The following is a 23,209-nucleotide window of genomic DNA, read 5'->3' as shown; positions in this document are numbered from 1 at the left end:
TGCGAGCGACAAAGGACCTCCGATGAAACGAACCGGCCCGCGGTGGCGAGCCGCCTGTGTGGCGCTGTGCGCGCTCGCTGCCATCGCCGCGCATGCCGGGGGCCACTTCGACGTCGATGATGCCGCCATGCTTTCGCCGGGCGAATGCCAATACGAACTCTGGGCCAGCCGTCCGCGCGGCGACGCGTCCGAGTCGTTCCAGCATGTGGGCCCTTCCTGCCGGATCGGCCCCGTCGAATGGGGGCTCAATGCCGACCGCAGTGCGTCTGCCGACGGCACCGACCTCTCCGTCGGGCCGCAGCTCAAGTGGACCTTTTGGGGCCAGGACGCCGACGCGCCACTGAGCGCCGCGCTGGCGGCTGGCATCAGCCGGGACGTGCGCCACGGCGGGCGCGCTGGCGGCCAGCTCGTGGTGCCCTTGACCTGGCAGGCGACGCCGCAACTCGCGCTCGACGTGAACGTGGGCAGCGACTGGACGGCGGGCACCGGCGAACGCACGCGCCGGCTCGGGCTGGCCACCCAATGGAGCGTGAACCAGGCCGTCGCCCTGATTGCCGAGCGCAACCTTGCCGCCACGCAGTGGACCTCACGCATCGGCACGCGCATCAACCTCACGCCTTTCACGAGCGTCGACCTGAGCGTGGCGCGTACCGGTCCCCAGGGCGTGCGCAGCGTCATCGTCGGCCTCAACCAGGTGTTCGGTGGTCGCTGAATGCCTGGCATCGCCCCCGCGCCGGATGCGATGATCGCGGACTGACGATTCACCGGCCCCGCGCACCGCGGGCGCCTTTCCCCTGTCCAGGAGACAACACATGAAAAAGATCGGAATGGTCGGCATCGGCATGATGGGCCACGGCATTGCCAGCAACATCCTCAAGCACGGCCACGCGCTGGCCGTGCTGGAACATGCGGGCAATCAGCCCCTCGATGCCTTGCAGGCCGCGGGCGCCACCACTTTTGCGAAGGCCAGCGAGCTGGCCGCGGCCGTTGACGTGCTCATCCTGTGCGTGACGGGTTCGCCGCAGGTCGAGGCGGTGATCATGGGCGAGGGCGGCGTGCTGCAGGGCCTGCGCCCTGGCACGGTGATCATCGACTGCTCCACCGCCATTCCGACTTCGACCGAGCGCCTGGCGCAGGCTGTGCACGCCGCTGGCGGGCGCTTCCTGGATGCGCCCATGACGCGCACGCCCAAGGAAGCCGCTGAAGGTCGGCTCAACCTGCTGGTGGGCGGCGACGTCGCGCTGTTCGACGAATGCCGGCCGCTGCTGGCCTGCTTCGCCGAGAACATCACGCATGCCGGCCCCGTGGGTGCGGGCCATCGCATGAAGCTGCTTCACAACTACGTGTCGCTGGGGCAGGTGGCACTGCTGGCCGAGGCGGCGGCCTGCTCGGAGCGTGCGGGCATCGCACCCGAAGTGCTGGTCGATGTGCTGTCCAAGGGCGGCGGCGGCGGCATGGCGCTCGAGCGCCTGAAGCCCTACCTGCTGGCCCGCGACGCGACCGGGCTGCGCTTCACGATGTCGAATGCGCTCAAAGATCTGGGCTACTACACGGCCATGGCCGAGGCCGGTCATTCGGCCCGCAGCATTGCCGAGGGCGTGCGCCAGACGCTCGAGGGTGCGGTGCAGGGCAGCGACCCGCAGGCGCTGGTGCCAGAACTGGTGGCGGTGCTGGCCCAGCGCGGCGACGGCGCCTGAGCGCCTTGCCCGCCGGTCCTGCCCCGCGCGTGATTTCGCGGTGTCAGACCGCCGCTGGCGTGCCTGCCAGCGTCACAAGGGTCTCGCGCACCCAGCGCTGACCGCTGTGGTTGTGGTTGCGCTCGTGCCACAGCATGCTGACCGCAAAGCCAGCCACAGGGAACGGGCATTCGATGATCGTCAGCGTCTCGTGGCGGTCGCACACCAGCCGTTCCGGCACAAGGGCGACAAAGTCCGAGTGGGCGACGATGTCGGGCACGACCAGGAACGAAGCTGCAGAAAGCGTCACGTTGCGGCGGTAGCCCAGTGCCGCGAGCCCGTCATCGACCGGCGTCGTGAAGTCTCCCCCACGCAGCGACACGATGACGTGGTCCAGTTGCGCGAACTGCGCCACGGAAAGTCCGCGCCGTAGGCCGGGATGCCTTCGCCTGCCGATGAGCACATAGCGTTCATCGAACAGATGCCGACTGCGCAGGCTGCCTGGGCCCTGCGCGGGCGTCATCAGCGCGAGGTCCACTTCGCCGCCTGCCATTTGTGTCTCCAGCGCAGACGGGTCCAGATGGCGCAAGGCAATTCGCACACCGGGTGCACGTTGGCGCAGCGCGATGGCCAACGGCTGGACCACCACCGACTGAAGGTAGTCGGTGCAGGCGATGGCAACAGTGAGGGTGGCCTTGGCGGGATCGAAATGCCGATGCGCGGTCAATGCGGTCCGCACCTGATCCAGCGCAAGACGAAGAGGATCGCGCAGTTCCAGCGCCTTGGCCGTGGGCGTCATCCCATGCTGCACCGGTATCAACAACGGATCGTCGAACAAATCCCGCAGGCGACTCAGCTGTGCGCTGACCGCCGGTTGGCTCAGGTGCAGACGTTCGGCTGCGCGTGTCACGTTCTGTTCCGCCAAGAGAGCTTCCAGGGTGACCAGAAGATTGAGGTCGAGCTTCTTGGTATCCATGAAATGGATGGTAAGGGAAGCTTTTTTCTATTTTCCAAATATTTGGAGGCGTCTCAGACTGCTGCCATCTCAACGCTTTGTGAAAGCCATGCCATGCCAGCGATCCCCCGAAAGAAAGTGCTCATCGTTCACGCCCATCCTGAACGAACCTCCATCACCCGCCAGCTGGCCGACAGCGCTTGCGAAGTGCTGGGGGAGCAAGGCCACGTGGTCATGCGGTCCGACCTGTATGGCATGGGGTGGAAGGCGGTATTCGATGGACAGGACTTTCCCCGGCGGGTCAATCCGGATCGCCTGTCGTTCATCGAAGAGTCGGGGCATGCTTTCTCCCATGGTTGCCAGACGCCCGATGTCGAGGAGGAGCAACGCAAGATTCTGGCGGCCGATGCGGTGATCCTGCTCTTCCCCTTGTGGTGGTACAGCATGCCGGCCATCATGAAAGGGTGGGTCGACCGCGTATGGGCCTTTGGCCTGGCGTACGGTTACCAAGGAGCAGGCAACGCTCACCGCTACGGCGAAGGCGGCTTTGCTGGAAAGCGCGCATTGTTGGCTGTCTCCGTGGGCGGGCCGGCGCAGGATTATTCCCCGCGCGGTATCAATGGACCGCTGGAGCAATTGCTCTTTCCCATCACGCACGGCACGTTGTTCTTCCCCGGCATGCAGGTGCTACCCACCTTCGCGGTGTACGGAACTGGATCGATCGACGCCCAAGGCATGGCCGAAGCCACCACAGCATGGCGCGGTCGGGTGGCGAAGCTGTTCGAGGATGAGCCGATTGCCTTTCGTCCGCAGAACGGGGGTGACTATCCGGACCGCCATGCGCTGGGCCCTCACATTGCACCCGACCAGACCGGCCTGATGGCCCACGTCGTCAATGCGTCTCGGCCCCTTCGATGAGAAAGCGCACCCGGCGCACGCCCTGCCATTCGTCGGCGTCGAGCCGGAACGCCAGCACCACCTTGGGTGGCAGCGGCTCGGTGTGGCCGAACCAGATGCCGTCGATCGGCTTGCCCTGGTGCTTGAGCCGCAATGCCAGGTGCTTTTCACCGACCAGGCGCTGCGACAGCACTTCGACCTCTTCGCTGAAGGTCGGCGGCGCAAAGCCTTGGCCCCAGACCTCGTGGTGCAGCGTGTCGACCAGGTCGACACGCAGGTATTCGGCAGCGAGCGGGCCGTCGGTGTCCAGACGGCGCGTGAGCGATGCCGCGTCGAGCCATTCGGTGGCGACCTGTGCGAGCGCGCGTTCGAAAACCGGGAACTGCTCGCGCGCCACGGTGCAGCCGGCCGCCATCGCATGGCCGCCGAAGCGCAGCAGCACGCCGGGGTGCCGTTTGGCGACCAGGTCGAGCGCATCGCGCAGGTGGAAGCCCGGAATGGAGCGGCCCGAGCCCTTGAGTTCGTGCTCCTTGCCGGGCGCGCCGCTGGCGGCGAAGACGAAGGTCGGGCGGTGAAAGCGGTCCTTGAGGCGCGAAGCGACGATGCCGACCACGCCTTCGTGGAAGGCCGCGTCGAACACGCTGATGGCTGCGGGCACCGATTCGCCGCCGTGGCCATCGTCATCGAACAGCGACTCGGCCAGCAGCAGCGCCTGGTCGCGCATGCCGCCCTCGATGTCGCGCCGCTCGCGGTTGATGCCGTCGAGCATGCGCGCCAGTTCGTCGGCGCGGCCGGCGTCGTCGGTCAGCAGGCATTCGATGCCCAGCGTCATGTCGGCGAGCCGGCCGGCCGCGTTGATGCGCGGGCCGAGGGCAAAGCCGAAGTCGAAGGTGGTGGCGACCGGTGCCTTGCGGCCGGCCGCACTGAAGAGCGCGGCCAGGCCTGCGGGCAGCGCGCCCGCGCGGATGCGGCGCAGGCCCTGCGCCACCAGGCGTCGGTTGTTGGCATCGAGCTTGACCACGTCGGCGACGGTGCCCAGCGCGACCAGCGGCAGCAGCGCGTCGAGCTTGGGCTGGTTCGCCACGGTGAACACGCCGCGTGCGCGCAGCTCGGAGCGCAGCGCCAACAGCACGTAGAACATCACGCCGACACCGGCAATGCTCTTGCTCTCGAAGCCGCAGCCCGGCTGGTTCGGATTGACCAGCACGTCGGCCAGCGGCAGCACGGGGCCGGGCAGATGGTGGTCGGTCACCAGCACCTGCAGGCCGCGCGCCTTGGCAGCGGCCACGCCTTCGACGCTGGCGATGCCGTTGTCCACCGTGATGAGCATGTCGGCGCCGCCATCGGCCACGCGCTCGGCGATGGGCGGCGTGAGGCCGTAGCCGTCGACCACGCGGTCGGGCACCAGGTAGTCGACATGGCGTGCGCCCAGCAGGCGCAGGCCGCGCACGGCGACGGCGCAGGCCGTGGCGCCGTCGCAGTCGTAGTCGGCAACGATGCACAGCCGCCGGTCAGCGGCAATGGCGTCGGCCAGCAGCACGGCGGCTTCGCGGGTGCCGCGCAGCGTGTCGGGCGGCAGCAGCCGTGCCAGGCCGTCGTCGAGTTCTTCCTTGCCGCGCACGCCGCGCGCGGCGTACAGACGTGCCAGCAGCGGATGCACGCCCGCCTGCTCCAGCGCCCACACGCTGCGCGGCGGGACGTCGCGCGCGGTGATCTTCACAGGGCCTCCAGCGCCGGCTGGAGGCGGGGCCGCTTGAACAGGCGCTGCAGCCAGGCACCCGCGCCGCGCGGCTGTGGCGTGTAGGTGTGGGCGGCACGGTCGCCGCACAGCGTGAGCGCGATCTCGGCACCGCCTTCGGCAGCGGCCAGCAGTTCGGCCACGGCGCCTGCGTCGAGCGCCTGCCAGGCGGCGGTCCAGGCTGCGCCATCGTCACGCAGGGCGGCATCGCGCAGCGCCGTGGTCACCGTGGGTTCTGCCGCAGTGGGCGTGCCGGCGCCCTTGGGCAGCGCGCCGGTGCCGCTGAGCCAGAAGGAATTGATCGGCTGGGCGCCGCGCGCGCTGCGCTCGTCGTTGACGCGTTGGGTGTAAAGCAGCATCTGCATTTCGTTTTGCAGCTTGCGCACCGGCTTGAGCGCATCGGTCAGCGGCGCCCATTCGGAGATCGGCTGGCCGGCGGCACGGTCGATCGACGCGGTGGCGAGGGCGCGCAGCGGCTCACCGCGCGCCAGCCAGCGGCCGGGCACGCGCGAGGGCCGCAGCGAGATGCCGTCTTCCTGGAAGAACGGCCGCGCGGCTTCGAGCAGCGCCAGCGACTCGGCCGCGTCGATCGCCATGCCGGCCGGGTCGTCGAACACCACTTCGTCGATCGACACCTCCCAGTGGCACAGCGTGACCACGCCCCAGGGTTCGCCCGAGCCGGCCCGTGACAGGCCGGTGGCCTGCGCTTCGCGCGCGCCCCAGGCGATCAGGCCATCCTCGGCGGGCATGCCGAGCAGGCGCGCGAGCGCGCGTTCGTGCGGCGGCGAGAGCGTCTGCTCGCCCTGCGTGTCGTCGTGGGAGCGGGCGAGCCGGCCCAGCAGGGCCTCGAGGTTGGGCAGGCGCAGGGTGGCAAGGGCGTCGCGGCAGGCGGGTGAGGCGCGGCCGGCGAAGGGAATCAGCAGATGACGGGAGGGGGAGACCATGGAGGCTATTGTCGCGTGCCACCGGAAGGCCATCGCGGGGGATGCCACAATCCGGCCCCATGCGACTCCCCTACGAACTGCAGCTCGGCTGGCGATACACGCGGGCAGGCCGTGCCACGCGGCGCAATGGCTTCATCTCCTTCATTTCCGGCGTTTCGATGCTGGGCATCGGCCTGGGCGTGGCCGCGCTGATCATCGTGCTCAGCGTGATGAACGGCTTTCAGAAAGAGGTGCGCGACCGCATGCTGGGCGTGGTGTCGCATATCGAGATCTTCTCGCGCGATGGCCAGGGCCTGCCGGACCTGGACGCCATCATGGCCACCGCGCGCAAGAACCCGCAGGTGATCGGCGTGGCGCCCTTCATCGCCACGCAGGCGCTGATTGCACGCGGCGAGGACATGAAGGGCACGCTGGTGCGCGGCATCGACCCCAAGCTCGAACCGCAGGTGACCGAGTTCGGCGCCAGCGCACAGCACGGCGCCATCGACAAGCTGGTGCCGGGCGAATTCGGCATCGTCCTGGGCGCCGAACTCGCGCGTTCGCTCTACGTGCGGCCCGGCGACCAGGTCACGCTGGTGGCGCCAGGCGGCCAGGTGACGCCTGCGGGCGTGGTACCCCGGCTCAAGCAGTTCACCGTGGTCGGCACCTTCGACTCGGGCCACTACGAATACGACTCCGCACTGGCGATGGTCCACGAACAGGATGCCGCGCGCGTGTTCCGGCTCGAAGGCCCGAGCGGCGTGCGCCTGAAGCTCAAGGACCTCAACCAGGCCCGCGAGGTGGCCGATGAGCTGGCGCTGGCGTTGCCGCCCACCGTGCTGATCCGCGACTGGACGCGCCAGAACAAGACGTGGTTCGCTGCCGTGCAGGTCGAAAAACGCATGATGTTCATCATCCTCACGCTGATCGTCGCGGTGGCCGCGTTCAACCTGGTGTCCACGCTGGTGATGACGGTGACCGACAAGCGCGCCGACATCGCCATCCTGCGCACATTGGGCGCGAGCCCCAAGAGCATCATGGGCATCTTCGTGGTCCAGGGGGCGATGGTGGGCGTCATGGGCACCATCGGCGGCTTGCTGCTCGGGCTGCTCATCGCCTACAACATCGACGTGATCGTGCCCGCGCTCGAACAGCTGTTCCATGCGAGCTTCCTGCCCAAGGACATCTACCTCATCAGCCGGATGCCCAGCGATCCGCAGCGCTCGGACATCATGCCCATCACCGTCATTTCCCTGGTGCTCGCCTTCGCGGCGACGCTGTACCCGAGCTGGCGCGCCAGCCGCGTGAACCCGGCCGAGGCCTTGCGCTATGAGTGAGTCGAACGGCAAGAAGGTCGTGCTGAAGGTGCGCGGGCTGACCAAGCGCTTTCACGAGGGCCGCATCGACCTGACCGTGCTGCACGGTGTCGACCTCGACGTGTATGCAGGCGAAACGCTGGCCATCGTCGGCGCCTCGGGATCGGGCAAGAGCACCATGCTGCACCTGATGGGCGGCCTGGACGCGCCGAGCGCGGGCAGCGTCGAGCTGCTTGGCCAGAACATTGCGCAGGTCGACGCCGCCGCGCAGGGCCGACTGCGCAACAGGCACCTGGGCTTCGTCTACCAGTTCCATCACCTGTTGCCGGAATTCAGTGCGCTCGACAACGTGGCGATGCCGCTGAAGATCCGGCGCACCGATCCGGCAGAGGCCGCGCAGACCGCCACCGCCATGCTCTCTGCCGTCGGTCTGGCCGAGCGGCTGCAGCATCGACCGGCCGAGCTGTCGGGCGGCGAGCGCCAGCGCGTGGCGATCGCGCGGGCGCTGGTCACGCAGCCCGACTGCGTGCTGGCCGACGAACCCACCGGCAACCTCGACCGCGGTACGGCTGACGGCGTCTTCGCGCTGATGCTCGAACTCGCCCGCAAGCACGGCACCGCCTTCGTCATGGTCACGCACGACGAGGCGCTGGCCGGGCGCTGTGACCGCGTGCTGCGCCTGGTGGCGGGCCGGCTGGCTTGAACTGAATCTGAACAGAGGGCCGAGCGATGCGCACCGATGACCGACCGGCGGGCGACGCCGAACTCCTCAACCCGGTGCTTGGACTGCGCCACAAGGGCTACCCACGCACCCAGCCGCCGCGTCAGCGCAGCGAAGTCGGCGCCGCCGGCTGGAATGTGCTGGCAGGCGACCTGCCGTTGCCCCTGGCCGTGCTCAAGCGGGAGGCGCTCGAGCACAACCTGGCGTGGATGCAGGCGCAGGTGCGGCAATGGGGCGTGGAACTGGTGCCGCACGGCAAGACGACCATGTCGCCGCAGCTCTTCCAGCGCCAGCTCGACGCCGGTGCCTGGGGCCTGACGCTGGCCAACGTGACGCAGGCGTCGATCGGCGTGGCTGCGGGCGCGCGCCGCGTGCTCATCGCCAACCAGGTGGTGGGCGACGATGACCTGGCGGGGCTCCAGCAGTTGCTGCGCGACCACGAGGGGTTGCGTATCGTGTTCCTGGTCGATTCGGTCGCACAGCTCGCGCTCATCGAGCAATGGTTTGAACGTCATCCGCAGGCGCTGCCTTTCGAGGTGCTGCTCGAACTCGGCCTGGACGGCGCACGCACCGGCTGCCGCACGCATGCGCAGGCGATCGAGCTCGCCGCGCGGCTGCGCGCCAGCCCGGCGGTACGGCTGGTGGGCATCGAGACCTACGAAGGGCAGGGCGCGATCGGTGACAGTGCGGCCGACCGCGCCTACACCGACACCCTGATGGACCGTGTCGATGCGGTGGCGCGCGAAGCGGTCGCCCGAGGCTGGTTCGAATGCGATGAAGTGCTGGTGTCGGCCGGTGGCTCGGCCATCTACGACATCGTGTCGGCGCGGCTCACGCCTGCGATCGGCAAGCCCGTGCGCGGCCTGCTGCGATCGGGCTGCTACGTCACACACGACCATGGCACGTACCAGCGCTTCCAGGTGGCGATCGACGCGCGGCTGGGCTGCGACTGCAACGACAGCCTGCGCGCGGCGATGGAGGTCTGGGCACTGGTGCAGTCGCGCCCCGAGCCAGGATTGGCGATCCTGTCGGTGGGCAAGCGCGACATCTCCTTCGACCTGTCGATGCCCGTGCCGATCGCGCGCGCCGCTCGCGGCCAGCTGATCGCAGACGCAGTGCCCGCCGGTTGGCGCATCACGGCGCTCAACGACCAGCACGCCTACCTGCGTTGGGACACGCCCGAAGGCGTCGATCCGGCCGAAGCGCCGCCGGTCGGCGAACGCATCGGACTGGGCATTTCACACCCCTGCACGACCTTCGACAAATGGCACTGGATGCCCGTGGTCGAAAACGACTACCGCGTGAGCGACGCCGTGGTCATGCACTTCTAGACCGCAAAGAACCGGTCAGGCTGCAATCGAGTAGCCGCCGTCCACCGGGATCGCCGTGCCGGTGATGAAATCCGACGCAGCGCTGGCCAGGAACACGGCCACGCCGGCCAGGTCCTGCGGCTGGCCCCAGCGGCCCGCCGCGGTGCGAGCGATCACGCGTTCGTTGAGGCCCGCGACCTGCGCGCGTGCGCCATCGGTCAGCTCGGTCTGGATCCAGCCGGGCAGCACCGCGTTCACCTGGATGCCATCGGCCGCCCAGGACGACGCCATGGCCTTGGTCAGCTGCACGATACCGCCCTTGCTCGCGCCATAGGCCGGCGCGTAGGGCGCGCCGAAGATCGACATCATCGAGCCGATGTTGATGATCTTGCCTGCGCCCGCGCGCTTCAGCAGCGGATGGGCCGCGCGGCAGCACAGGAAGGCGCTGGTCAGATTGGTGTCCATCACGCTGTGCCATTCGGCCAATGCGAGTTGGTCGACGGGCTTGCGCACCGTGGTGCCGGCGTTGTTGACCAGGATGTCGAGGCGGCCGCAGCGCTCGCCGACCTGGTCGAACAGCGCCTGCACCGACGCCTCGTCGGTCACATCGGCCGCGAGCGCAAAGCTGTCGCTGCCCGCAGCCTGCAACTGCGCCACGGCAGCAGCGGATTTTTCTGCATTGCGTGCGGCCACGATCACGCGGGCGCCCGCGTGGGCCAGGCCGAGCGCCATGCCCAGGCCGATGCCACCGTTGCCGCCGGTGACCAAGGCGACTTTGCCGTTCAAGTCGAACATGGGGAAATCTCCTGAAAAGTAGATGGCCCCATTCTCGGCGCCCGCGCTACAGGATGCGGTTGAACCAGAGCAGCGACAGTCCGGCCGACAGCAGCGCCAGCAGCGCCGCGCCCAGGGCGAAGAGGGCCGACACCTCCGTCTCCTTCTTCTCCACCGTGAGCCGCGAGCTCAGCGTCTCGTACACCTTCTTCAGGTCGTCGGCGGTGCCGGCATAGAAGTACTCGGCCTGCGTGCGGCTGGCCACGCCCTTGAGTGTTTCCTCGTCGAGCTTCACGCGCATCGACCAGCCTTCGAAGCCGATCGTTTCGCCGTCGACGGTGCCCACGCCCACCGTGTAGATGCGCACGCCGCGGTCGGCTGCCGCCTTGGCTGCTTCCATCGGGTCGACGCCCGTCGTCCGCTGGCCGTCGGTCAGCATGATGATGGCCGCCGAGGTGTAGGAGCCCGGCGCCACGGGCACGAATTCCTTGGGCGGCGGCTTGCCGAGTTGGTCGATCGGCACGCCGCGCTGGCGGCTCTTGGGCGCGAAGCTCTCGATGTCGATGCCCGCGTCCGGGAACAGCGTGGCCAGCGACACGACGATGGCATTGCCGGTGGCCGTCGCGCGCTGCAGCTGGAAGGCGTCGATGGCGGTGACCAGGTCGTCGCGGTTGGTCGTCGGCAGTTGCGCCACCTGTGCGCTGCCCGCGAAAGCGACGATGCCGACCTTCACCGTGCGCGGCAGGTCCTTCAGGAAGCCCTTGGCGGCTTCCTGTGCGGCGACCAGCCGGTTGGGCTGCACGTCGGTGGCGCGCATGCTGCCCGACACGTCCATCGCGAGGATGATGGTCTGTTGGTTCGACGGCAGCGTCACCACCGCCAGCGGGCGCGATGCGGCAATCAGCATCGCCACCAGCGCCAGCAGGAACAGCAAGGGCGGGATATGGCGGCGAATGCTCTGGCCCGGCCCCATCGCCTCGCGCACGATCGACAGGCTGGTGTAGCGCAGCGCCAGCTTCTTCTTGCGGCGCAGGAGCCAGAGGTAGAGCAGCACCAGCAGGGGCACTGCGAGCAGGAGCCACAGGAACTGCGGCCAAAGGAAATTCATGGCACCTCCAGACGTGTCATGCGGTCACCGCCTTGCTGTTACCGGTCCCGCCCGCGTTGCCGGCACGCACCCGGCGCTTGCGCAGGTCGGCAAAGCGCAGGATGGCGCTGGCCAGGTCGTCGCTGGTCGAGAGTTCGAGCGTGTCCACGCCGGCCTTGGCCAGCGCCGCACGCAGCGTGTGTTCGCGCTCGGCCGCCAGCCGCGCGAAGCGCTTGCGGAAGCCCGCGTCATGCGTGTCGACCCAGAGCTGCTCGCCCGTCTCGGCATCGCGCAACGGCACCAGGCCGAGGTCGGGCAGGTCGAGTTCGAGCGGGTCGAACAGGCGCACGGCCACCACCTCGTGGCGCATCGTGAGCCGGGCCAGCGGCAGTTCCCAGCCGGGCTCGCTCTGGAAATCGGAGACCACGAACACGGTCGAGCGCCTGGGCATCAGGCCCGCGGCCGAGCGCAGCAGGTCGGCCAGGCGCGTCGTGCCGTGGCTGGCGGTGGATTCGGCCTTGGCCGCGCGGCGCTCCATGGCATGCAGCAGGTGCAGCACATGTCGGCGCCCGGTGCGCGGCGGGATCACCGCCTCCAGGTCATTGCCGTACACCAGCGCACCCACGCGGTTGCCGTGCCGCGTGAGCAGCCGCGCCAGCACGCCGACGAAGCCGATCGAAATCTCGCGCTTGGCCTTCAGGCCGGAACCGAAGTCGACCGAGCGGCTGAGGTCGAGCACGAACCAGGCGGCCATTTCTCGGTCTTCGGTGAACACGCGCACATGCGGGGTTTGCAGACGCGCCGTGACGTTCCAGTCGATGTGCCGCACGTCGTCGTGGTGCTGGTATTCACGCAGGTCGGCCAGGTCGAGCCCGGTGCCGCGCATCAGGGTGCGGTAGTCGCCCTGCAGCAGCCCGTCGAGCCGGCGGATCACCGTCCATTCGAGCCGTTGCAGCACGCGCTCGGCCGCGCCCGCCTGGACACCCGGCCCTTCGTCGTTGGCCGCCATTGCAGGCGGGTTCTTTTTACGCCACCAGCTTCTCATGCCCGTTCCAGGAACACCGTGGAACCGGCTTCGTCGGGCCACTGGTGTTGCCCCCTGCAAGGGGGTTGGCGAAGCGACACGAAGTGCGCGAAGCCTGGGGGTGTGCTCATTTCAGGCCACCAGCTTTTCATGTTCCAGAGGTTTGGGTGGTGCAGGAACGGCGCGCATGATCTTGTCGATCAGCGTGTCGGGCGTGAGGCCTTCGGACAACCCTTCGTATGACAGCGTCACGCGGTGCCGCAGCACGTCGGGCACCAGCGCAGTCATGTCCTCGGGCAACGCATAGCTGCGTCCACGCAACATGGCCAGCGCGCGCGCGCCTTCGGTGAGGTTGATGGTCGCGCGTGGGCTGGCGCCGAAGGTGATGAAGCGACCCATGTCTTTCAGGCCGTGCCTGTCGGGCGTGCGGGTGGCCGAGACCAGCTTCACCGCATACTGGATGAGCGACGGATCGACGTACACGCGCCGCACCTCGGCCTGCAGCGCGGCGAGCTGCTCGGTGGTCGCCACGCGGTTGACCGCGACCGGCGGGCCGATCACACGCTGCACGATCACGAACTCTTCCTCGTCGGTCGGATAGTCCACCAGGATCTTCATCATGAAGCGGTCGACCTGCGCTTCGGGCAGTGGGTAGGTGCCCTCGGTCTCGATCGGGTTCTGCGTGGCCATGACCAGGAAGGGTCGCGGCACCTTGTGGGTCTCGCCCGCAATGGTCACCTGGCGCTCCTGCATCACCTCGAGCAGCGCGCTCTGCACCTTGGCCGGCGCACGGTTGATTTCGTCGGCCAGCAGCAGGTTGGTGAACACCGGGCCGAGCGAGGTGCTGAAGTCGCCGGTCTTCTGGTTGTAGATGCGCGTGCCGATCAGGTCGGACGGCATCAGGTCGGGCGTGAACTGGATGCGCTTGAACTGCCCCTGTACGGTGTCGGCCAGGGTCTTGATGGTGAGCGTCTTGGCCAGGCCGGGCACGCCTTCGACCAGCAGATGGCCGCCCGCGAGCATGGCGACCATCACGCGTTCGAGAAAACGGTCCTGGCCCACCACGACGCGTTTGACCTCGTAGAGGATCTGTTCCATCAATTCGGCGGTGGCGGGGGCGGTCGAGAAGTTCTCTGTGCTCATGCGTGGCTTTCTGCGTAGCGGAGGGTTCAGAACGGCGGCGAACCCAGGGCCGATGCCGCGTTCTCGATGGGCATCGCAAAGCCGATGCCGATGAAGGTGCGTTGCTGCGTCGGGTTCAGGATGGCGGTGACGATGCCCACCACCTCGCCATCCATGTTGATCAACGGCCCACCGGAATTGCCTGGATTGGCCGCCGCGTCGAACTGGATCAGGTTGCTGAGTTCCTGCTTGCCCTCGGGCGAACGGAACCCGCGCTTCAAGCCCGACACCACGCCCGCCGATACGGAAGGGCCGATGCCGAACGGAAACCCGACGGCGGCGACCTGGTCGCCCGGCATCAGGTCGGCGGTCGAGCGCAGCGTGGCCGGGATGAGGTCGTCGGGAATCTTCTGTGCCTGCAGCACCGCCAGGTCGTTTTCCGGCTGCATGCCAGTGATGGTGGCGACCGCTTCCAGCCCGTCGGCAAAGGTGACCTTGATCTTGTCGGCGCCGGCGACCACGTGCAGGTTGGTGAGGATCACGCCCTTGTCGATGATGACGACGCCGGTGCCGATGCCCCGTTCGAACTCACCGGGTGGCGGTGGCGCTTCGGGTGGCTTGCCGCGCGCCACGTTGCGGCCACGCTTTTCGGTGCGTGCCTCAGGGCTGGCGCGTTCGTTGCCGTAGGCCACTACGCGCACCACCGACGGTCGGATCACCTCGGCTGCGCGTGCGGCGGCCGAGGGCAGGGTGGTCGTCTGCAGCGTGCGCAGCACGGCCGCGTCGATGTCTTTCTGGGTGAGAGGCGCGTGGCCTGGACGGGGCCACAGTGCCGCGCCCCCAGTGACCAGGGCCAGCACCAGCAGCACCATGGCGCCGAAGGCGCGTGGCCCGGGCTGCCAGCGGCCGGCACCCGCTGGCGCGGCGTCGGCATCAACCGGCGGCGTCGCGTCGGGACGCGGCGCTGCGGCGTCTTGCGACACCTGCGGCGAGCGGCTGTAGAGAGCGGGCCTGCGCATGAGCACCTCCGGTCGGTCGGACGGATGGAAGAAGCCAGAGCAGCCACAGTAGCACGCTTTGTACCGCTTTGCTCGCGTTCGGGCATCATGGGGCGATGCGCAGTTTCATTGATACACACTGTCATCTGGACGCGCCAGAATTCGGCGACGACCGGCGCCAGGTCCGTGCGCGCGCCGACGCCGCTGGCGTGGCGCTGTGCGTGATTCCGGCGGTGGCATCTTTCAACTTCGACACGGTGCGCGAACTGGCACATGCGCAAAGCGATGCGTATGCGCTGGGCATCCATCCGTTGTGCACCGGTCAGGCGCAAGAAGACGATCTCGTCGCGCTGGATGCGCAACTCCATGCCCACCGCGACGATCCGCGGCTGGTCGCCGTAGGCGAGATCGGGCTCGACTATTTCGTCCCGGAACTTGACGACGCGCGCCAGACGCATTTCTTCCAGGCCCAACTGCAGCTCGCCCGTGCGCATGACCTCCCGGTGATCATCCATGTGCGCCGCTCGGTGGACAAGGTGCTCGGTCAGTTGCGACGGGCGGGTGGCGGGCGGCCGTGGCGCGGCATTGCCCATGCGTTCAATGGCAGCGAGCAGCAGGCGCAGGCCTGCATCGCCCTCGGGCTCAAGCTGGGTTTCGGTGGGGCTGTGACCTTCGATCGTGCGCTGCAGTTGCGGCGACTGGCCGCCACGCTTCCGCTGGAGGCACTCGTGATGGAGACGGATGCACCCGACATCCAGCCCGAATGGGTCTATCGCACCCGCGAGGCACGCGAGGCGGGTGCGCCGCAGGGGCGCAACGAGCCTGCGGAACTGCCCCGCATCGCCGAGGTGATCGCGCAGTTGCGTGGCATGCCGGTGGCGGCGCTGGCCGAAGCCACCACGTCCAATGCCATGGCCGCCCTGCCGCGGCTGACCGGGCTGCTTCCGTCCATCCGGCCTGCCGCCTGACACGGTGCGCTTGTAGGTCGACACGCCGACCGCCGCGGCGCGTACAAAGTGTTTTAGTTTCGATGTCATCCTGGACGCAAGGTGCTTCGTTGAGGATGCAGTGGCAAATTCGTCACATCAACCGATTCGAGGAGTTCCTTATGAAGACATCTTTCATCCGTACCGTGCCTGCCGTGCTGGCCCTCGCACTCGCCTCTTTCGGCCTGTCCGCCATGGCGCAGACGACCACCACGACGACCGCGCCTGCAACCGCCGCCGTGCCGGCTGCACCTGCACCCACGGTCACCGAAAGGGTCAAGGAAGACAGCAAGGAAGCCTACAGCGCCACCAAGCGCACTGCCAAGAAGGCAGGCAAGGCCACCAAGCGCGTCGCCAAGAAGACCGGCAATGCCGTGGCCAACGTCGGGCACAAGACCGCTGACGGCATGCGCAGCGTGGGCCACAAGATCGGCGAGAAGATTCCCGGTACCGCCGAGAACGCAGCCGCCAAGAAGGAATAAGCCGGCCCTTTGCGCTGAGCTGGAACCCGCTGCGGCGGGTTTTTTGTTGTCCAATCGGAGCTTGACTCCATCGAATTCACCCGCGCTGGCCGGCCTGGCGCCCATCGTCGGCGAACGTACGGCCGTGTTGATCCTGGGCAGCTTCCCCGGTGCACGATCGCTCGCGCAGCAGCAGTACTACGCCCATCCGCAGAACCATTTCTGGAAAATTCTTCAGGCCATCTGGCCCGCGCACGCCTTGCCTGATGCGGCAGACTTCGCAGGGCGGCGACAATGGCTGCTCGACCACGGGCTCGGGCTGTGGGACGTGTATGCGGCCTGCGCGCGCGAAGGCAGCCTGGACTCGGCCATCCGCGATGCGGTGGTCAACGACTTCGGCGGCCTGCGCCTGCCGCGGCTTGCTGCCATTGCGCACAACGGTGCCGAGAGCTTCAAGCATGCGCCGCGCGTGGTGGCGGCGCTCGCCGCGGGTGGGTTGTCCCACCCGTCCGACCTGCCCGTGTACCGACTCCCTTCCACCAGTCCCGCCAATGCGTCCTGGAGCTTCGACCGCAAGCTTGACGCCTGGCGCGACGTATTCGCCCGCCACGGGCTCGCATGATGGCCACGAAGAAGCAAGCATTGCCCGAAGTCAATTTCTCCGATTGGGGCGACATCCGCTACCTGCACCTGGGCACCGAGTGGGTCCAAGGCTCGATGAAGATGGACGCGCCTTACGAGATCGAGCTGGAATACGTGCAGCGCATGATGGCCTGGCTGCTGTTCGTCGAGCCGTCGAGTGTGCTCAACCGCCATGCCATGCAACTCGGCCTGGGCGCAGCCACGCTCACCAAGTTCAGCCGCAAGCAACTGCGCATGCGCACGACGGCCATCGAACTCAACCCGCAGGTGCTCGCCGCCTGCCGCGGCTGGTTCAAGCTGCCCGCCGACGATGCAAAGCTCAGCGTGGTGATTGCCGACGCGGCCGTCGAGATCCGCAAGGCGCAGTGGCACGGCACGGTCGACGCCTTGCAGGTCGACCTGTACGACCACGAGGCCGCAGCGCCGGTGCTCGACAGCGAGGACTTCTACGCCGATTGCCGCGCGGTGCTGACCGACGATGGCTGCATGACGGTCAATCTCTTCGGGCGCTCGTCGAGCTACGAGCGCAGCCTGGAGAAGATCGCCGCGGTGTTCGGTGCCGATGCGGTGTGGGCCTTCAAGCCCACGCGCGAGGGCAACACGGTGGTGCTCGCACAGCGCGCGCCCACACGGCCCAAGCGCGAGCTGCTGTCGGCGCGCGCACAGGTCATCCAGACCCGTTGGGGGCTGCCGGCCAGCAAGTGGCTGCGTGTCTTCAAACCTCAACAGAACTGAGCATTCGCGGGCCTTGCCAGGGCATGGCGCCGCGGGATTACCCTAGCCATCCGGTAGGTGGAATCCACATCCTGCTGACGGGAGCCTGACCACACAATCGGCCGTTCGAATTCTTTCGAGGAGCTTGTTTGTGAAAATCAAAAGTCAGAAGGACTTTTTCTCGGGCGTGATGTTTGCCGTCGTCGGCCTCGCGTTCGCATGGGGTGCGTCCACCTACAACGTCGGCAACGGCGCCCGCATGGGGCCGGGCTACTTCCCGCTGATGCTGGGCATCGTGATGGCCATCATCGGACTGGGCATCATGTTCACTGGCCTGAGCGTCGAGACCGACAGCGGCGACAAGATCGGCAAGTGGGCGTGGAAGCAGATATTTTTCATCATCGGCGCCAATCTGGCCTTCGGCATCCTGCTGGGTGGCCTGCCGAGCATCGGCGTGCCGGCCATGGGCATGATCATCGCGATCTACGCGCTGGTGATCCTGTCGAGCCTGGCTGGCAACGAGTTCGACCTGAAAAAAGTGCTGGTGCTCGCCACCGTGCTGGCCATTGGCAGTTATGTCGCGTTCATCTGGGCCCTGAAGCTCCAGATCCAGGTCTGGCCGACCTTCATCACGGGCTGAGCACGCAATCATGGATCTCATTACCAACCTCTCCCTGGGTTTTGGCGTCGCCTTTACCTTCACCAACCTGCTGTACTGCCTGCTCGGCTGTATCCTGGGGACGCTGATCGGCGTTCTGCCGGGCATCGGCCCGGTCGCGACCATCGCGATGCTGCTGCCCGCGACCTACGCGCTGCCGCCCGTGTCTGCACTCATCATGCTGGCCGGCATCTACTACGGCGCGCAGTACGGCGGCTCCACCACCGCCATCCTGGTCAACCTGCCGGGCGAATCGTCCTCGGTGGTGACGGTGATCGACGGCTACCAGATGGCGCGAAAGGGCCGGGCCGGGCCCGCGCTGGCGGCGGCCGGACTGGGTTCTTTCTTCGCGGGTTGCGTCGGCACGCTGATCCTGGCGGCCTTTGCACCGCCCCTGACCGAGATCGCGTTCAAGTTCGGCCCGGCCGAGTATTTCTCGCTCATGATCCTCGGCCTGATCGGCGCCGTGGTGCTGGCTTCGGGCTCGCTGCTCAAGGCCATCGGCATGATCGTTCTGGGCCTGCTGCTGGGTTTGGTCGGTACCGACGTGAATTCGGGCGTGGCGCGCTTCAGCTTCGACATTCCGGAGCTGACCGACGGCATCGGCTTCGTGGCGATCGCCATGGGTGTGTTCGGCTACGGCGAAATCATTGCCAACCTGTCGCGTCCCGAAGAAGAGCGTGAGGTGTTCACCGCCAAGGTGTCCGGCCTGTTCCCCACCAAGGAAGACTTCAAGCGCATGGTGCCCGCGGTGCTGCGCGGTACGGCGCTTGGCGCTGCGCTGGGCATCTTGCCCGGTGGTGGCGCGCTGCTGGCCGCCTTTGCCGCCTACACGATCGAGAAGAAGACCAAGCTGCAGCCAGGCGAAGTGCCCTTCGGCAAGGGCAACATCCGCGGCGTCGCGGCGCCCGAGTCGGCCAACAACGCCGGTGCACAGACCTCCTTCATCCCGCTGCTGACGCTGGGCATCCCGCCCAATGCCGTGATGGCGCTGATGGTCGGCGCCATGACCATCCACAACATCCAGCCCGGTCCGCAGGTGATGACCAGCAACCCCGAACTGTTCTGGGGCCTGATCGCCTCGATGTGGATCGGCAATGCGATGCTGATCGTGCTGAACCTGCCGCTGATCGGCATGTGGATCAAGCTGCTGTCGGTGCCCTACAAGTACCTGTTCCCGGCGATCGTGCTGTTCTGCGCCATTGGCGTGTACTCGACGAACAACAACACCTTCGACATCTGGATGGTGGGTGCCTTCGGCTTCATCGGTTACCTGTTCTTCAAGCTGGGCTGCGAACCTGCACCGCTGCTGCTGGGCTTCATCCTGGGCCCGATGATGGAAGAGAACCTGCGGCGTGCGTTGCTGCTGTCGCGCGGCGACTGGAGCGTGTTCGTCACGCGTCCGATCTCGGCCACGCTGCTGGGCGCCGCGGCACTGCTGCTGATCATCGTGCTGCTGCCGGCGGTCAAGTCCAAGCGCGAAGAAGCCTTCGTCGAGGACTGATCCCTGACGGTGCACCGCGCGCCGTTCATCCAGAAAACCCCGGGGCGCTTCGGCCCCCGGGGTTTTTCATTGCTGGCGTTGCAGGCGCGTCACGCCTTCATGTGCTGGCGTGCCATGGCGAGGAAGGCCATCGCCGCGGGGCTCAGCGGATGCTTGGCCAGCCGGATCGCCACGACCGGGAACTCCAGCGCGGGGCGCGCGATGCGCACCGCCCGCAGCCGTGCCGGCATCAGCACGTCGACATACTGCGGCAGCAGCGCGACGCCGGCACCGGCCTGCACCAGCCCGAAGGCGGTCGAGAGCATCGACACATGGTGCGCCACCACCGGGTAGACGTTGGCCACGCTTGCGAGCTGGCGGCTGATGGCACGCCACACGTTGGCGTCGGGGTTGACGTGGATGAAGGGCAGTCCATCAAGTGCACGGCCCTCGACTTCGGCGTGCCGGGCGATCGGATGGTCGTCGCGCACGAAGAGGGCCATGCTGGCGCTGAACAGCGCTTCGGTGGCCAGACCTGAATGCTTCTGCCCGATGTCCGAGCCGAAGCCGAGGTCGGCCTCGCGCGAGAGCACGCGCGACATCATCTGCTCGGCCGTGCTGTCGAGCAGCGTGGCGGCGAGCTGCGGATGGGTGCGGGAAAAGCGGTCAAGCACGGGGGGCATCAACGTGCCGGCCGTCAGGTGCCCCACCGCCAGCACCACGCGCCCTTCGCTGAGCTGCGACTGCGAGCGGCACACGCCGACGGACTCGTCAATCAGCCGCAGTGCGCGCAGGCTGGTGTCGGCCATCATCTGGCCCGCGTCGGTCAAACGGATGCGCCGTCCGCGCACGACCAGCGGCTGTCCGAGTTCCTCTTCCATGCGTCGCACCAGGTGGCTGATGGCCGGTTGGGTCAGATGCAGCGTTTCGGCCGCCAGCGTGAAGCTCCCGGTGTCCGCGATGGCTGCCAACGCCCGCAGCTGCTGCAGCGACACCGGCTCGCCACCTTGTTTTGCCATAGACGCGACTTATAGTTGAATAAGTGGGATTATCTGTTGGCATGGTCTCACGGCTCATAGGATTCGAGACTGTTCCATTCCGTACAGAATCCAGCACCATGAATCGAATCCGGTTTCTCCAGGGCATGGCGATCGCGCTCTGCATCGCTGCAGCCTCGACCTCGGGCCTCGCGCAGCCACAGGGCTATCCGAACAAGCCGATCCGGCTGATCGTGCCGTTTCCGGCCGGTGGTGCGACCGATCTCTTTGCGCGCACGCTGTCGCAGAAGATGGGCGAGAAACTCGGCAACGCCGTGGTCATCGACAACAAGCCGGGCGCGGGGGGCGGCATCGGCTCGGACCTCGCAGCCAAGGCGCCGGCCGACGGCTACACCCTGCTGCTGGCGACCACCAGCACGCACTCGATTGGCCCCGCGCTCAGCGCCCGGCTGCCCTATGACACGGTGCGTGACTTCACGCCGATCGCCTATGTCGGCAATGCGCCGAGCATCATGCTGGTGCCCAACAATTCGCCGGCTAAGAACGTGCGCGAATGGGTCGACTACGCAAAAAAGAACCCCGGCAAGCTCAATTACGCGTCCAGCGGCAATGGCACCATCGTGCAGCTCACGGCGGAGCTCTTCAAGTCGCAGGCCGGCGTGTTCGTCACACACATTCCCTACAAGGGCACGGCGCTGGCCATTCCGGACCTGATCGCCGGCAACATCGACGTGATGTTCGATTCGCTGCCCACCGGCATGCCGCATGTGCGCGACGGACGGCTGCGCGCGTTGGGCGTGACCTCGCTCAAGCGCAGCCCGCTGGCGCCCGAACTGCCACCGATCGCCGACACGCTGCCGGGCTTCGAGTCGAGCACCTGGTTCGGCCTGTACGGACCGAAAGGCCTGCCGGCGGACATCGTCGCGCGCATCAATGCCGCGGCCAACCAGTCGCTGGCGGACGCGGAGGTCAAGGACAAGCTCGCGCGGCTGGGCATCGAGCCGGTCGGCAGCACCCCCCAGCAGCTCGCGAAGATGGTCGCCGAGGACGCTGCCAAGTGGAAGAAGATCGTGATCGATCGCAAGATCGCCAATGAATGAAGAAGGTCCCCATGAAGTTCGACTACGCCAACCCTTATCTCTCCACCCGCATTCCGGTGTTCGCGCGGAACGTGGTTTCGACCTCGCACCCGCTGGCCGCCCAGGCCGGCCTGCGCATCCTGCAACAGGGCGGCAATGCGGTCGACGCCGCGGTCGCCACCGCCGCCGTCATGACGCTGGTCGAGCCGGTGAGCAACGGGCTGGGCAGCGATGCCTTCGCGATCCTCTGGGACGGCGAGCAGCTGCATGGCCTCAATGCGTCGGGCCCCGCGCCCAAGGCCTGGACGCCCGCCTACTTTCTCGACAAATACGGCAGCGACACGGCCACGCCGCCGATGCGCGGCATCGACTCGGTCACCGTGCCCGGCGCGGTGCGCGGCTGGGTGGCGCTGAGCGACCGCTTCGGCAAGCTGCCTTTCGCCGACCTGATGGCGCCGGCCATCGACATCGCCGAGCGCGGCTACCTGATGCCGCCGGTGGTGCAGCAGAAGTGGGCCGCGGCCACGCCGGTGCTCCAGTCGATGCCCGGCTTCGCGCAGGCTTTCCTGCCCTGGGGCCGCGCGCCCGAGGTGGGTGAGCTGTTCCGCTTTGCTGCTGCCGCACGCGCGCTCAAGGCCATTGCACGCACCAAGGGCGAGGCCTATTACAACGGCGAGATCGCCGAGGCGCTCGCGAAGTTCGCCCAGGCGCAGGGGGGCGCGCTGACCGTCGAAGACCTGTCGGGCTACCAGCCCGAATGGGTCACCCCGGTGTCGCGCGACTACCGCGGCCATACGTTGCACGAGATTCCGCCGAACGGCCAGGGCATCGCGGCGCTGATCGCGCTGGGCATTCTGGAGAAGTTCGACATGGCGTCGCTGCCGGTCGATTCGGTCGCCTCGCAGCATCTTCAGATCGAGGCGATGAAGCTGGCCTTCGCCGACGTCTACCGCTATGTGGCCGAGCCATCGTCGATGACGGTGACCCCCGCGCAAATGCTCGATGACGCCTACCTCGCTTCGCGTGCGAGACTCATCGACGTGAACAAGGCACAAGACTTCCAGGCGGGCAACCCGGTCAAGGGCGGCACCATCTACCTGACTGCGGCCGACGAGAGCGGCATGATGGTGAGCTTCATCCAGAGCAACTTCATGGGCTTCGGCTCAGGGTGCGTGGAGCCCGAGTTCGGCATCAGCCTGCAGAACCGTGGCCACGGCTTCAGCCTGAAGGAAGGCAGCCCGAACCGCGTGGCGCCGGGCAAGCGGCCCTTCCACACCATCATCCCCGCCTTCCTCACGAAGGACGGTCAGCCGGTGATGAGCTTTGGCGTGATGGGGGGCAACATGCAGCCCCAGGGGCACATGCAGACACTGGTGCGCATGCTCGATTACGGACAGAACCCGCAGGCGGCCTGCGATGCGCCGCGCTGGCGCTTCAATGCCGGGCTCAACCTGAACGTCGAGGCGGCCATGAATCCGGCCACGGTGCAGGGCCTGACGGCTTTGGGCCACCAGCTGGATGTGATCAACGACTCCTACCAGGACTTCGGCGCCGGCCAGTTCATCTGGCGCGCGGGCGACCCTTCGGTCGAAGGCTATATCGCGGCCAGCGATCCGCGCCGTGACGGTCTTGCCGCAGGTTACTGAT

23 protein-coding genes are annotated in these 23,209 nt (G+C 67.4%); 14 read left to right on the top strand and 9 right to left on the bottom strand.

Annotated elements, in window-relative coordinates; translation table 11 throughout:
- Window positions 1-22 precede the first annotated feature (22 nt).
- Both J2W36_RS13865 and J2W36_RS13860 read left to right on the top strand, forming a co-directional pair.
- Window positions 23-712, top strand: a complete 690-nt coding sequence (locus J2W36_RS13865) for a PA4824 family protein (RefSeq protein ID WP_307690329.1) — start codon at window positions 23-25, stop codon at window positions 710-712.
- A gap of 100 nt (window positions 713-812) precedes the next feature.
- Window positions 813-1,697, top strand: coding sequence for an NAD(P)-dependent oxidoreductase (locus J2W36_RS13860; protein ID WP_307690328.1), 885 nt, complete (start codon window positions 813-815; stop codon window positions 1,695-1,697).
- A gap of 43 nt (window positions 1,698-1,740) precedes the next feature.
- Here J2W36_RS13860 and J2W36_RS13855 read toward each other — a convergent pair whose 3' ends face one another.
- Entirely contained in the window at window positions 1,741-2,652 is a 912-nt protein-coding gene (locus J2W36_RS13855; protein ID WP_307690327.1) for a LysR family transcriptional regulator, read from the bottom strand.
- A 93-nt stretch (window positions 2,653-2,745) separates the two neighbouring features.
- Here J2W36_RS13855 and J2W36_RS13850 point away from each other — a divergent pair, with 93 nt between their 5' ends.
- The gene (locus tag J2W36_RS13850; RefSeq protein WP_307690326.1) at window positions 2,746-3,549 is read left to right on the top strand and encodes an NAD(P)H-dependent oxidoreductase; all 804 of its coding nucleotides are present in this window, start codon (window positions 2,746-2,748) and stop codon (window positions 3,547-3,549) included.
- Here J2W36_RS13850 and recJ read toward each other — a convergent pair.
- Both recJ and J2W36_RS13840 read right to left on the bottom strand, forming a co-directional pair.
- Window positions 3,524-5,248: a single-stranded-DNA-specific exonuclease RecJ gene (recJ, locus tag J2W36_RS13845; protein ID WP_307690325.1), complete on the bottom strand. Its 1,725-nt coding sequence runs from the start codon at window positions 5,246-5,248 to the stop codon at window positions 3,524-3,526. The two genes, J2W36_RS13850 and recJ, sit on opposite strands and share 26 nt — an antisense overlap.
- Window positions 5,245-6,210 carry a hypothetical protein gene (locus J2W36_RS13840; RefSeq protein WP_307690324.1) on the bottom strand — a complete coding sequence of 322 codons (966 nt, stop codon included), beginning with the start codon at window positions 6,208-6,210 and terminating at the stop codon, window positions 5,245-5,247. Before J2W36_RS13840 ends, recJ begins: the two co-directional genes overlap by 4 nt.
- A gap of 59 nt (window positions 6,211-6,269) precedes the next feature.
- On the opposite strand from J2W36_RS13840, the gene J2W36_RS13835 reads away from it, so the two are divergent.
- From J2W36_RS13835 to J2W36_RS13825, 3 genes are read left to right on the top strand one after another with little or no spacing between them, the layout of a single operon-like run.
- Window positions 6,270-7,526: a lipoprotein-releasing ABC transporter permease subunit gene (locus J2W36_RS13835; RefSeq protein ID WP_307690323.1), complete on the top strand. Its 1,257-nt coding sequence runs from the start codon at window positions 6,270-6,272 to the stop codon at window positions 7,524-7,526.
- Window positions 7,519-8,208 carry a lipoprotein-releasing ABC transporter ATP-binding protein LolD gene (lolD, locus tag J2W36_RS13830; RefSeq protein ID WP_307690322.1) on the top strand — a complete coding sequence of 230 codons (690 nt, stop codon included), beginning with the start codon at window positions 7,519-7,521 and terminating at the stop codon, window positions 8,206-8,208. Before J2W36_RS13835 ends, lolD begins: the two co-directional genes overlap by 8 nt.
- A 26-nt stretch (window positions 8,209-8,234) precedes the next feature.
- The gene (locus tag J2W36_RS13825) at window positions 8,235-9,557 is read left to right on the top strand and encodes an amino acid deaminase (protein ID WP_307690321.1); all 1,323 of its coding nucleotides are present in this window, start codon (window positions 8,235-8,237) and stop codon (window positions 9,555-9,557) included.
- 15 nt (window positions 9,558-9,572) lie between these two features.
- Here J2W36_RS13825 and J2W36_RS13820 read toward each other — a convergent pair whose 3' ends face one another.
- The 5 genes from J2W36_RS13820 to J2W36_RS13800 form a co-directional block, all read right to left on the bottom strand.
- Window positions 9,573-10,331: an SDR family NAD(P)-dependent oxidoreductase gene (locus J2W36_RS13820; RefSeq protein WP_307690320.1), complete on the bottom strand. Its 759-nt coding sequence runs from the start codon at window positions 10,329-10,331 to the stop codon at window positions 9,573-9,575.
- A 46-nt stretch (window positions 10,332-10,377) separates the two neighbouring features.
- The gene (locus tag J2W36_RS13815; protein WP_307690319.1) at window positions 10,378-11,418 is read right to left on the bottom strand and encodes a VWA domain-containing protein; all 1,041 of its coding nucleotides are present in this window, start codon (window positions 11,416-11,418) and stop codon (window positions 10,378-10,380) included.
- A 16-nt stretch (window positions 11,419-11,434) separates the two neighbouring features.
- Window positions 11,435-12,442: a DUF58 domain-containing protein gene (locus tag J2W36_RS13810; RefSeq protein WP_307690318.1), complete on the bottom strand. Its 1,008-nt coding sequence runs from the start codon at window positions 12,440-12,442 to the stop codon at window positions 11,435-11,437.
- 111 nt (window positions 12,443-12,553) lie between these two features.
- Window positions 12,554-13,564 (bottom strand): AAA family ATPase, encoded by a 1,011-nt coding sequence (locus tag J2W36_RS13805; protein WP_307690317.1) that lies wholly within the window; start codon window positions 13,562-13,564, stop codon window positions 12,554-12,556.
- Between the two features lie 26 nt (window positions 13,565-13,590).
- The gene (locus J2W36_RS13800; protein WP_307690316.1) at window positions 13,591-14,562 is read right to left on the bottom strand and encodes a S1C family serine protease; all 972 of its coding nucleotides are present in this window, start codon (window positions 14,560-14,562) and stop codon (window positions 13,591-13,593) included.
- A gap of 95 nt (window positions 14,563-14,657) precedes the next feature.
- On the opposite strand from J2W36_RS13800, the gene J2W36_RS13795 reads away from it, so the two are divergent.
- From J2W36_RS13795 to J2W36_RS13770, 6 genes are all read left to right on the top strand, one after another.
- On the top strand, window positions 14,658-15,509 hold the full coding sequence (locus J2W36_RS13795; protein ID WP_307690315.1) for a TatD family hydrolase: 852 nt from the start codon (window positions 14,658-14,660) through the stop codon (window positions 15,507-15,509).
- A 140-nt stretch (window positions 15,510-15,649) separates the two neighbouring features.
- Window positions 15,650-16,009, top strand: coding sequence for a hypothetical protein (locus tag J2W36_RS13790; RefSeq protein ID WP_307690314.1), 360 nt, complete (start codon window positions 15,650-15,652; stop codon window positions 16,007-16,009).
- Between the two features lie 61 nt (window positions 16,010-16,070).
- The gene (locus J2W36_RS13785) at window positions 16,071-16,610 is read left to right on the top strand and encodes a DNA-deoxyinosine glycosylase (RefSeq protein WP_307690313.1); all 540 of its coding nucleotides are present in this window, start codon (window positions 16,071-16,073) and stop codon (window positions 16,608-16,610) included.
- Complete coding sequence (locus J2W36_RS13780; RefSeq protein ID WP_307690312.1) at window positions 16,610-17,365, top strand: class I SAM-dependent methyltransferase; 756 nt, start codon at window positions 16,610-16,612, stop codon at window positions 17,363-17,365. Before J2W36_RS13785 ends, J2W36_RS13780 begins: the two co-directional genes overlap by 1 nt.
- A 130-nt stretch (window positions 17,366-17,495) precedes the next feature.
- A complete protein-coding gene (locus J2W36_RS13775) occupies window positions 17,496-17,984 on the top strand; it encodes a tripartite tricarboxylate transporter TctB family protein (protein WP_307690311.1) in 489 nt (162 codons plus the stop codon).
- A 10-nt stretch (window positions 17,985-17,994) separates the two neighbouring features.
- Window positions 17,995-19,506, top strand: a complete 1,512-nt coding sequence (locus J2W36_RS13770; RefSeq protein ID WP_307690310.1) for a tripartite tricarboxylate transporter permease — start codon at window positions 17,995-17,997, stop codon at window positions 19,504-19,506.
- An 89-nt stretch (window positions 19,507-19,595) separates the two neighbouring features.
- On the opposite strand, the gene J2W36_RS13765 is transcribed toward J2W36_RS13770, so the two are convergent.
- On the bottom strand, window positions 19,596-20,504 hold the full coding sequence (locus J2W36_RS13765) for a LysR family transcriptional regulator (protein WP_307690309.1): 909 nt from the start codon (window positions 20,502-20,504) through the stop codon (window positions 19,596-19,598).
- Window positions 20,505-20,602: 98 nt separating this feature from the next.
- Here J2W36_RS13765 and J2W36_RS13760 point away from each other — a divergent pair, with 98 nt between their 5' ends.
- Both J2W36_RS13760 and J2W36_RS13755 read left to right on the top strand, forming a co-directional pair.
- Window positions 20,603-21,583, top strand: coding sequence for a Bug family tripartite tricarboxylate transporter substrate binding protein (locus tag J2W36_RS13760; protein ID WP_307690308.1), 981 nt, complete (start codon window positions 20,603-20,605; stop codon window positions 21,581-21,583).
- Between the two features lie 11 nt (window positions 21,584-21,594).
- The gene (locus J2W36_RS13755) at window positions 21,595-23,208 is read left to right on the top strand and encodes a gamma-glutamyltransferase family protein (protein ID WP_307690504.1); all 1,614 of its coding nucleotides are present in this window, start codon (window positions 21,595-21,597) and stop codon (window positions 23,206-23,208) included.
- Window position 23,209: the final 1 nt, after the last annotated feature.

It is taken from the genome of Variovorax ginsengisoli (genome assembly GCF_030811835.1).
GTDB classification, from domain to species: domain Bacteria; phylum Pseudomonadota; class Gammaproteobacteria; order Burkholderiales; family Burkholderiaceae_C; genus Variovorax; species Variovorax ginsengisoli_C.
Note: the sequence above shows the minus strand (reverse complement) of the source record. Positions and strands in the feature narration are given on the sequence as shown.

Excerpts from the sequence above, each read along its gene's own strand:
- J2W36_RS13865 (WP_307690329.1), top strand. The coding sequence starts at position 23 with ATGAAACGAACCGGCCCGCGGTGGCGAGCCGCCTGTGTGGCGCTGTGC.
- J2W36_RS13860 (WP_307690328.1), top strand. The coding sequence starts at position 813 with ATGAAAAAGATCGGAATGGTCGGCATCGGCATGATGGGCCACGGCATT.
- J2W36_RS13855 (WP_307690327.1), bottom strand. The coding sequence starts at position 2,652 with ATGGATACCAAGAAGCTCGACCTCAATCTTCTGGTCACCCTGGAAGCT.
- J2W36_RS13850 (WP_307690326.1), top strand. The coding sequence starts at position 2,746 with ATGCCAGCGATCCCCCGAAAGAAAGTGCTCATCGTTCACGCCCATCCT.
- J2W36_RS13840 (WP_307690324.1), bottom strand. The coding sequence starts at position 6,210 with ATGGTCTCCCCCTCCCGTCATCTGCTGATTCCCTTCGCCGGCCGCGCC.
- J2W36_RS13835 (WP_307690323.1), top strand. The coding sequence starts at position 6,270 with ATGCGACTCCCCTACGAACTGCAGCTCGGCTGGCGATACACGCGGGCA.
- lolD (WP_307690322.1), top strand. The coding sequence starts at position 7,519 with ATGAGTGAGTCGAACGGCAAGAAGGTCGTGCTGAAGGTGCGCGGGCTG.
- J2W36_RS13825 (WP_307690321.1), top strand. The coding sequence starts at position 8,235 with ATGCGCACCGATGACCGACCGGCGGGCGACGCCGAACTCCTCAACCCG.
- J2W36_RS13820 (WP_307690320.1), bottom strand. The coding sequence starts at position 10,331 with ATGTTCGACTTGAACGGCAAAGTCGCCTTGGTCACCGGCGGCAACGGT.
- J2W36_RS13815 (WP_307690319.1), bottom strand. The coding sequence starts at position 11,418 with ATGAATTTCCTTTGGCCGCAGTTCCTGTGGCTCCTGCTCGCAGTGCCC.
- J2W36_RS13810 (WP_307690318.1), bottom strand. The coding sequence starts at position 12,442 with ATGAGAAGCTGGTGGCGTAAAAAGAACCCGCCTGCAATGGCGGCCAAC.
- J2W36_RS13805 (WP_307690317.1), bottom strand. The coding sequence starts at position 13,564 with ATGAGCACAGAGAACTTCTCGACCGCCCCCGCCACCGCCGAATTGATG.
- J2W36_RS13800 (WP_307690316.1), bottom strand. The coding sequence starts at position 14,562 with ATGCGCAGGCCCGCTCTCTACAGCCGCTCGCCGCAGGTGTCGCAAGAC.
- J2W36_RS13795 (WP_307690315.1), top strand. The coding sequence starts at position 14,658 with ATGCGCAGTTTCATTGATACACACTGTCATCTGGACGCGCCAGAATTC.
- J2W36_RS13790 (WP_307690314.1), top strand. The coding sequence starts at position 15,650 with ATGAAGACATCTTTCATCCGTACCGTGCCTGCCGTGCTGGCCCTCGCA.
- J2W36_RS13780 (WP_307690312.1), top strand. The coding sequence starts at position 16,610 with ATGGCCACGAAGAAGCAAGCATTGCCCGAAGTCAATTTCTCCGATTGG.
- J2W36_RS13770 (WP_307690310.1), top strand. The coding sequence starts at position 17,995 with ATGGATCTCATTACCAACCTCTCCCTGGGTTTTGGCGTCGCCTTTACC.
- J2W36_RS13765 (WP_307690309.1), bottom strand. The coding sequence starts at position 20,504 with ATGGCAAAACAAGGTGGCGAGCCGGTGTCGCTGCAGCAGCTGCGGGCG.
- J2W36_RS13760 (WP_307690308.1), top strand. The coding sequence starts at position 20,603 with ATGAATCGAATCCGGTTTCTCCAGGGCATGGCGATCGCGCTCTGCATC.
- J2W36_RS13755 (WP_307690504.1), top strand. The coding sequence starts at position 21,595 with ATGAAGTTCGACTACGCCAACCCTTATCTCTCCACCCGCATTCCGGTG.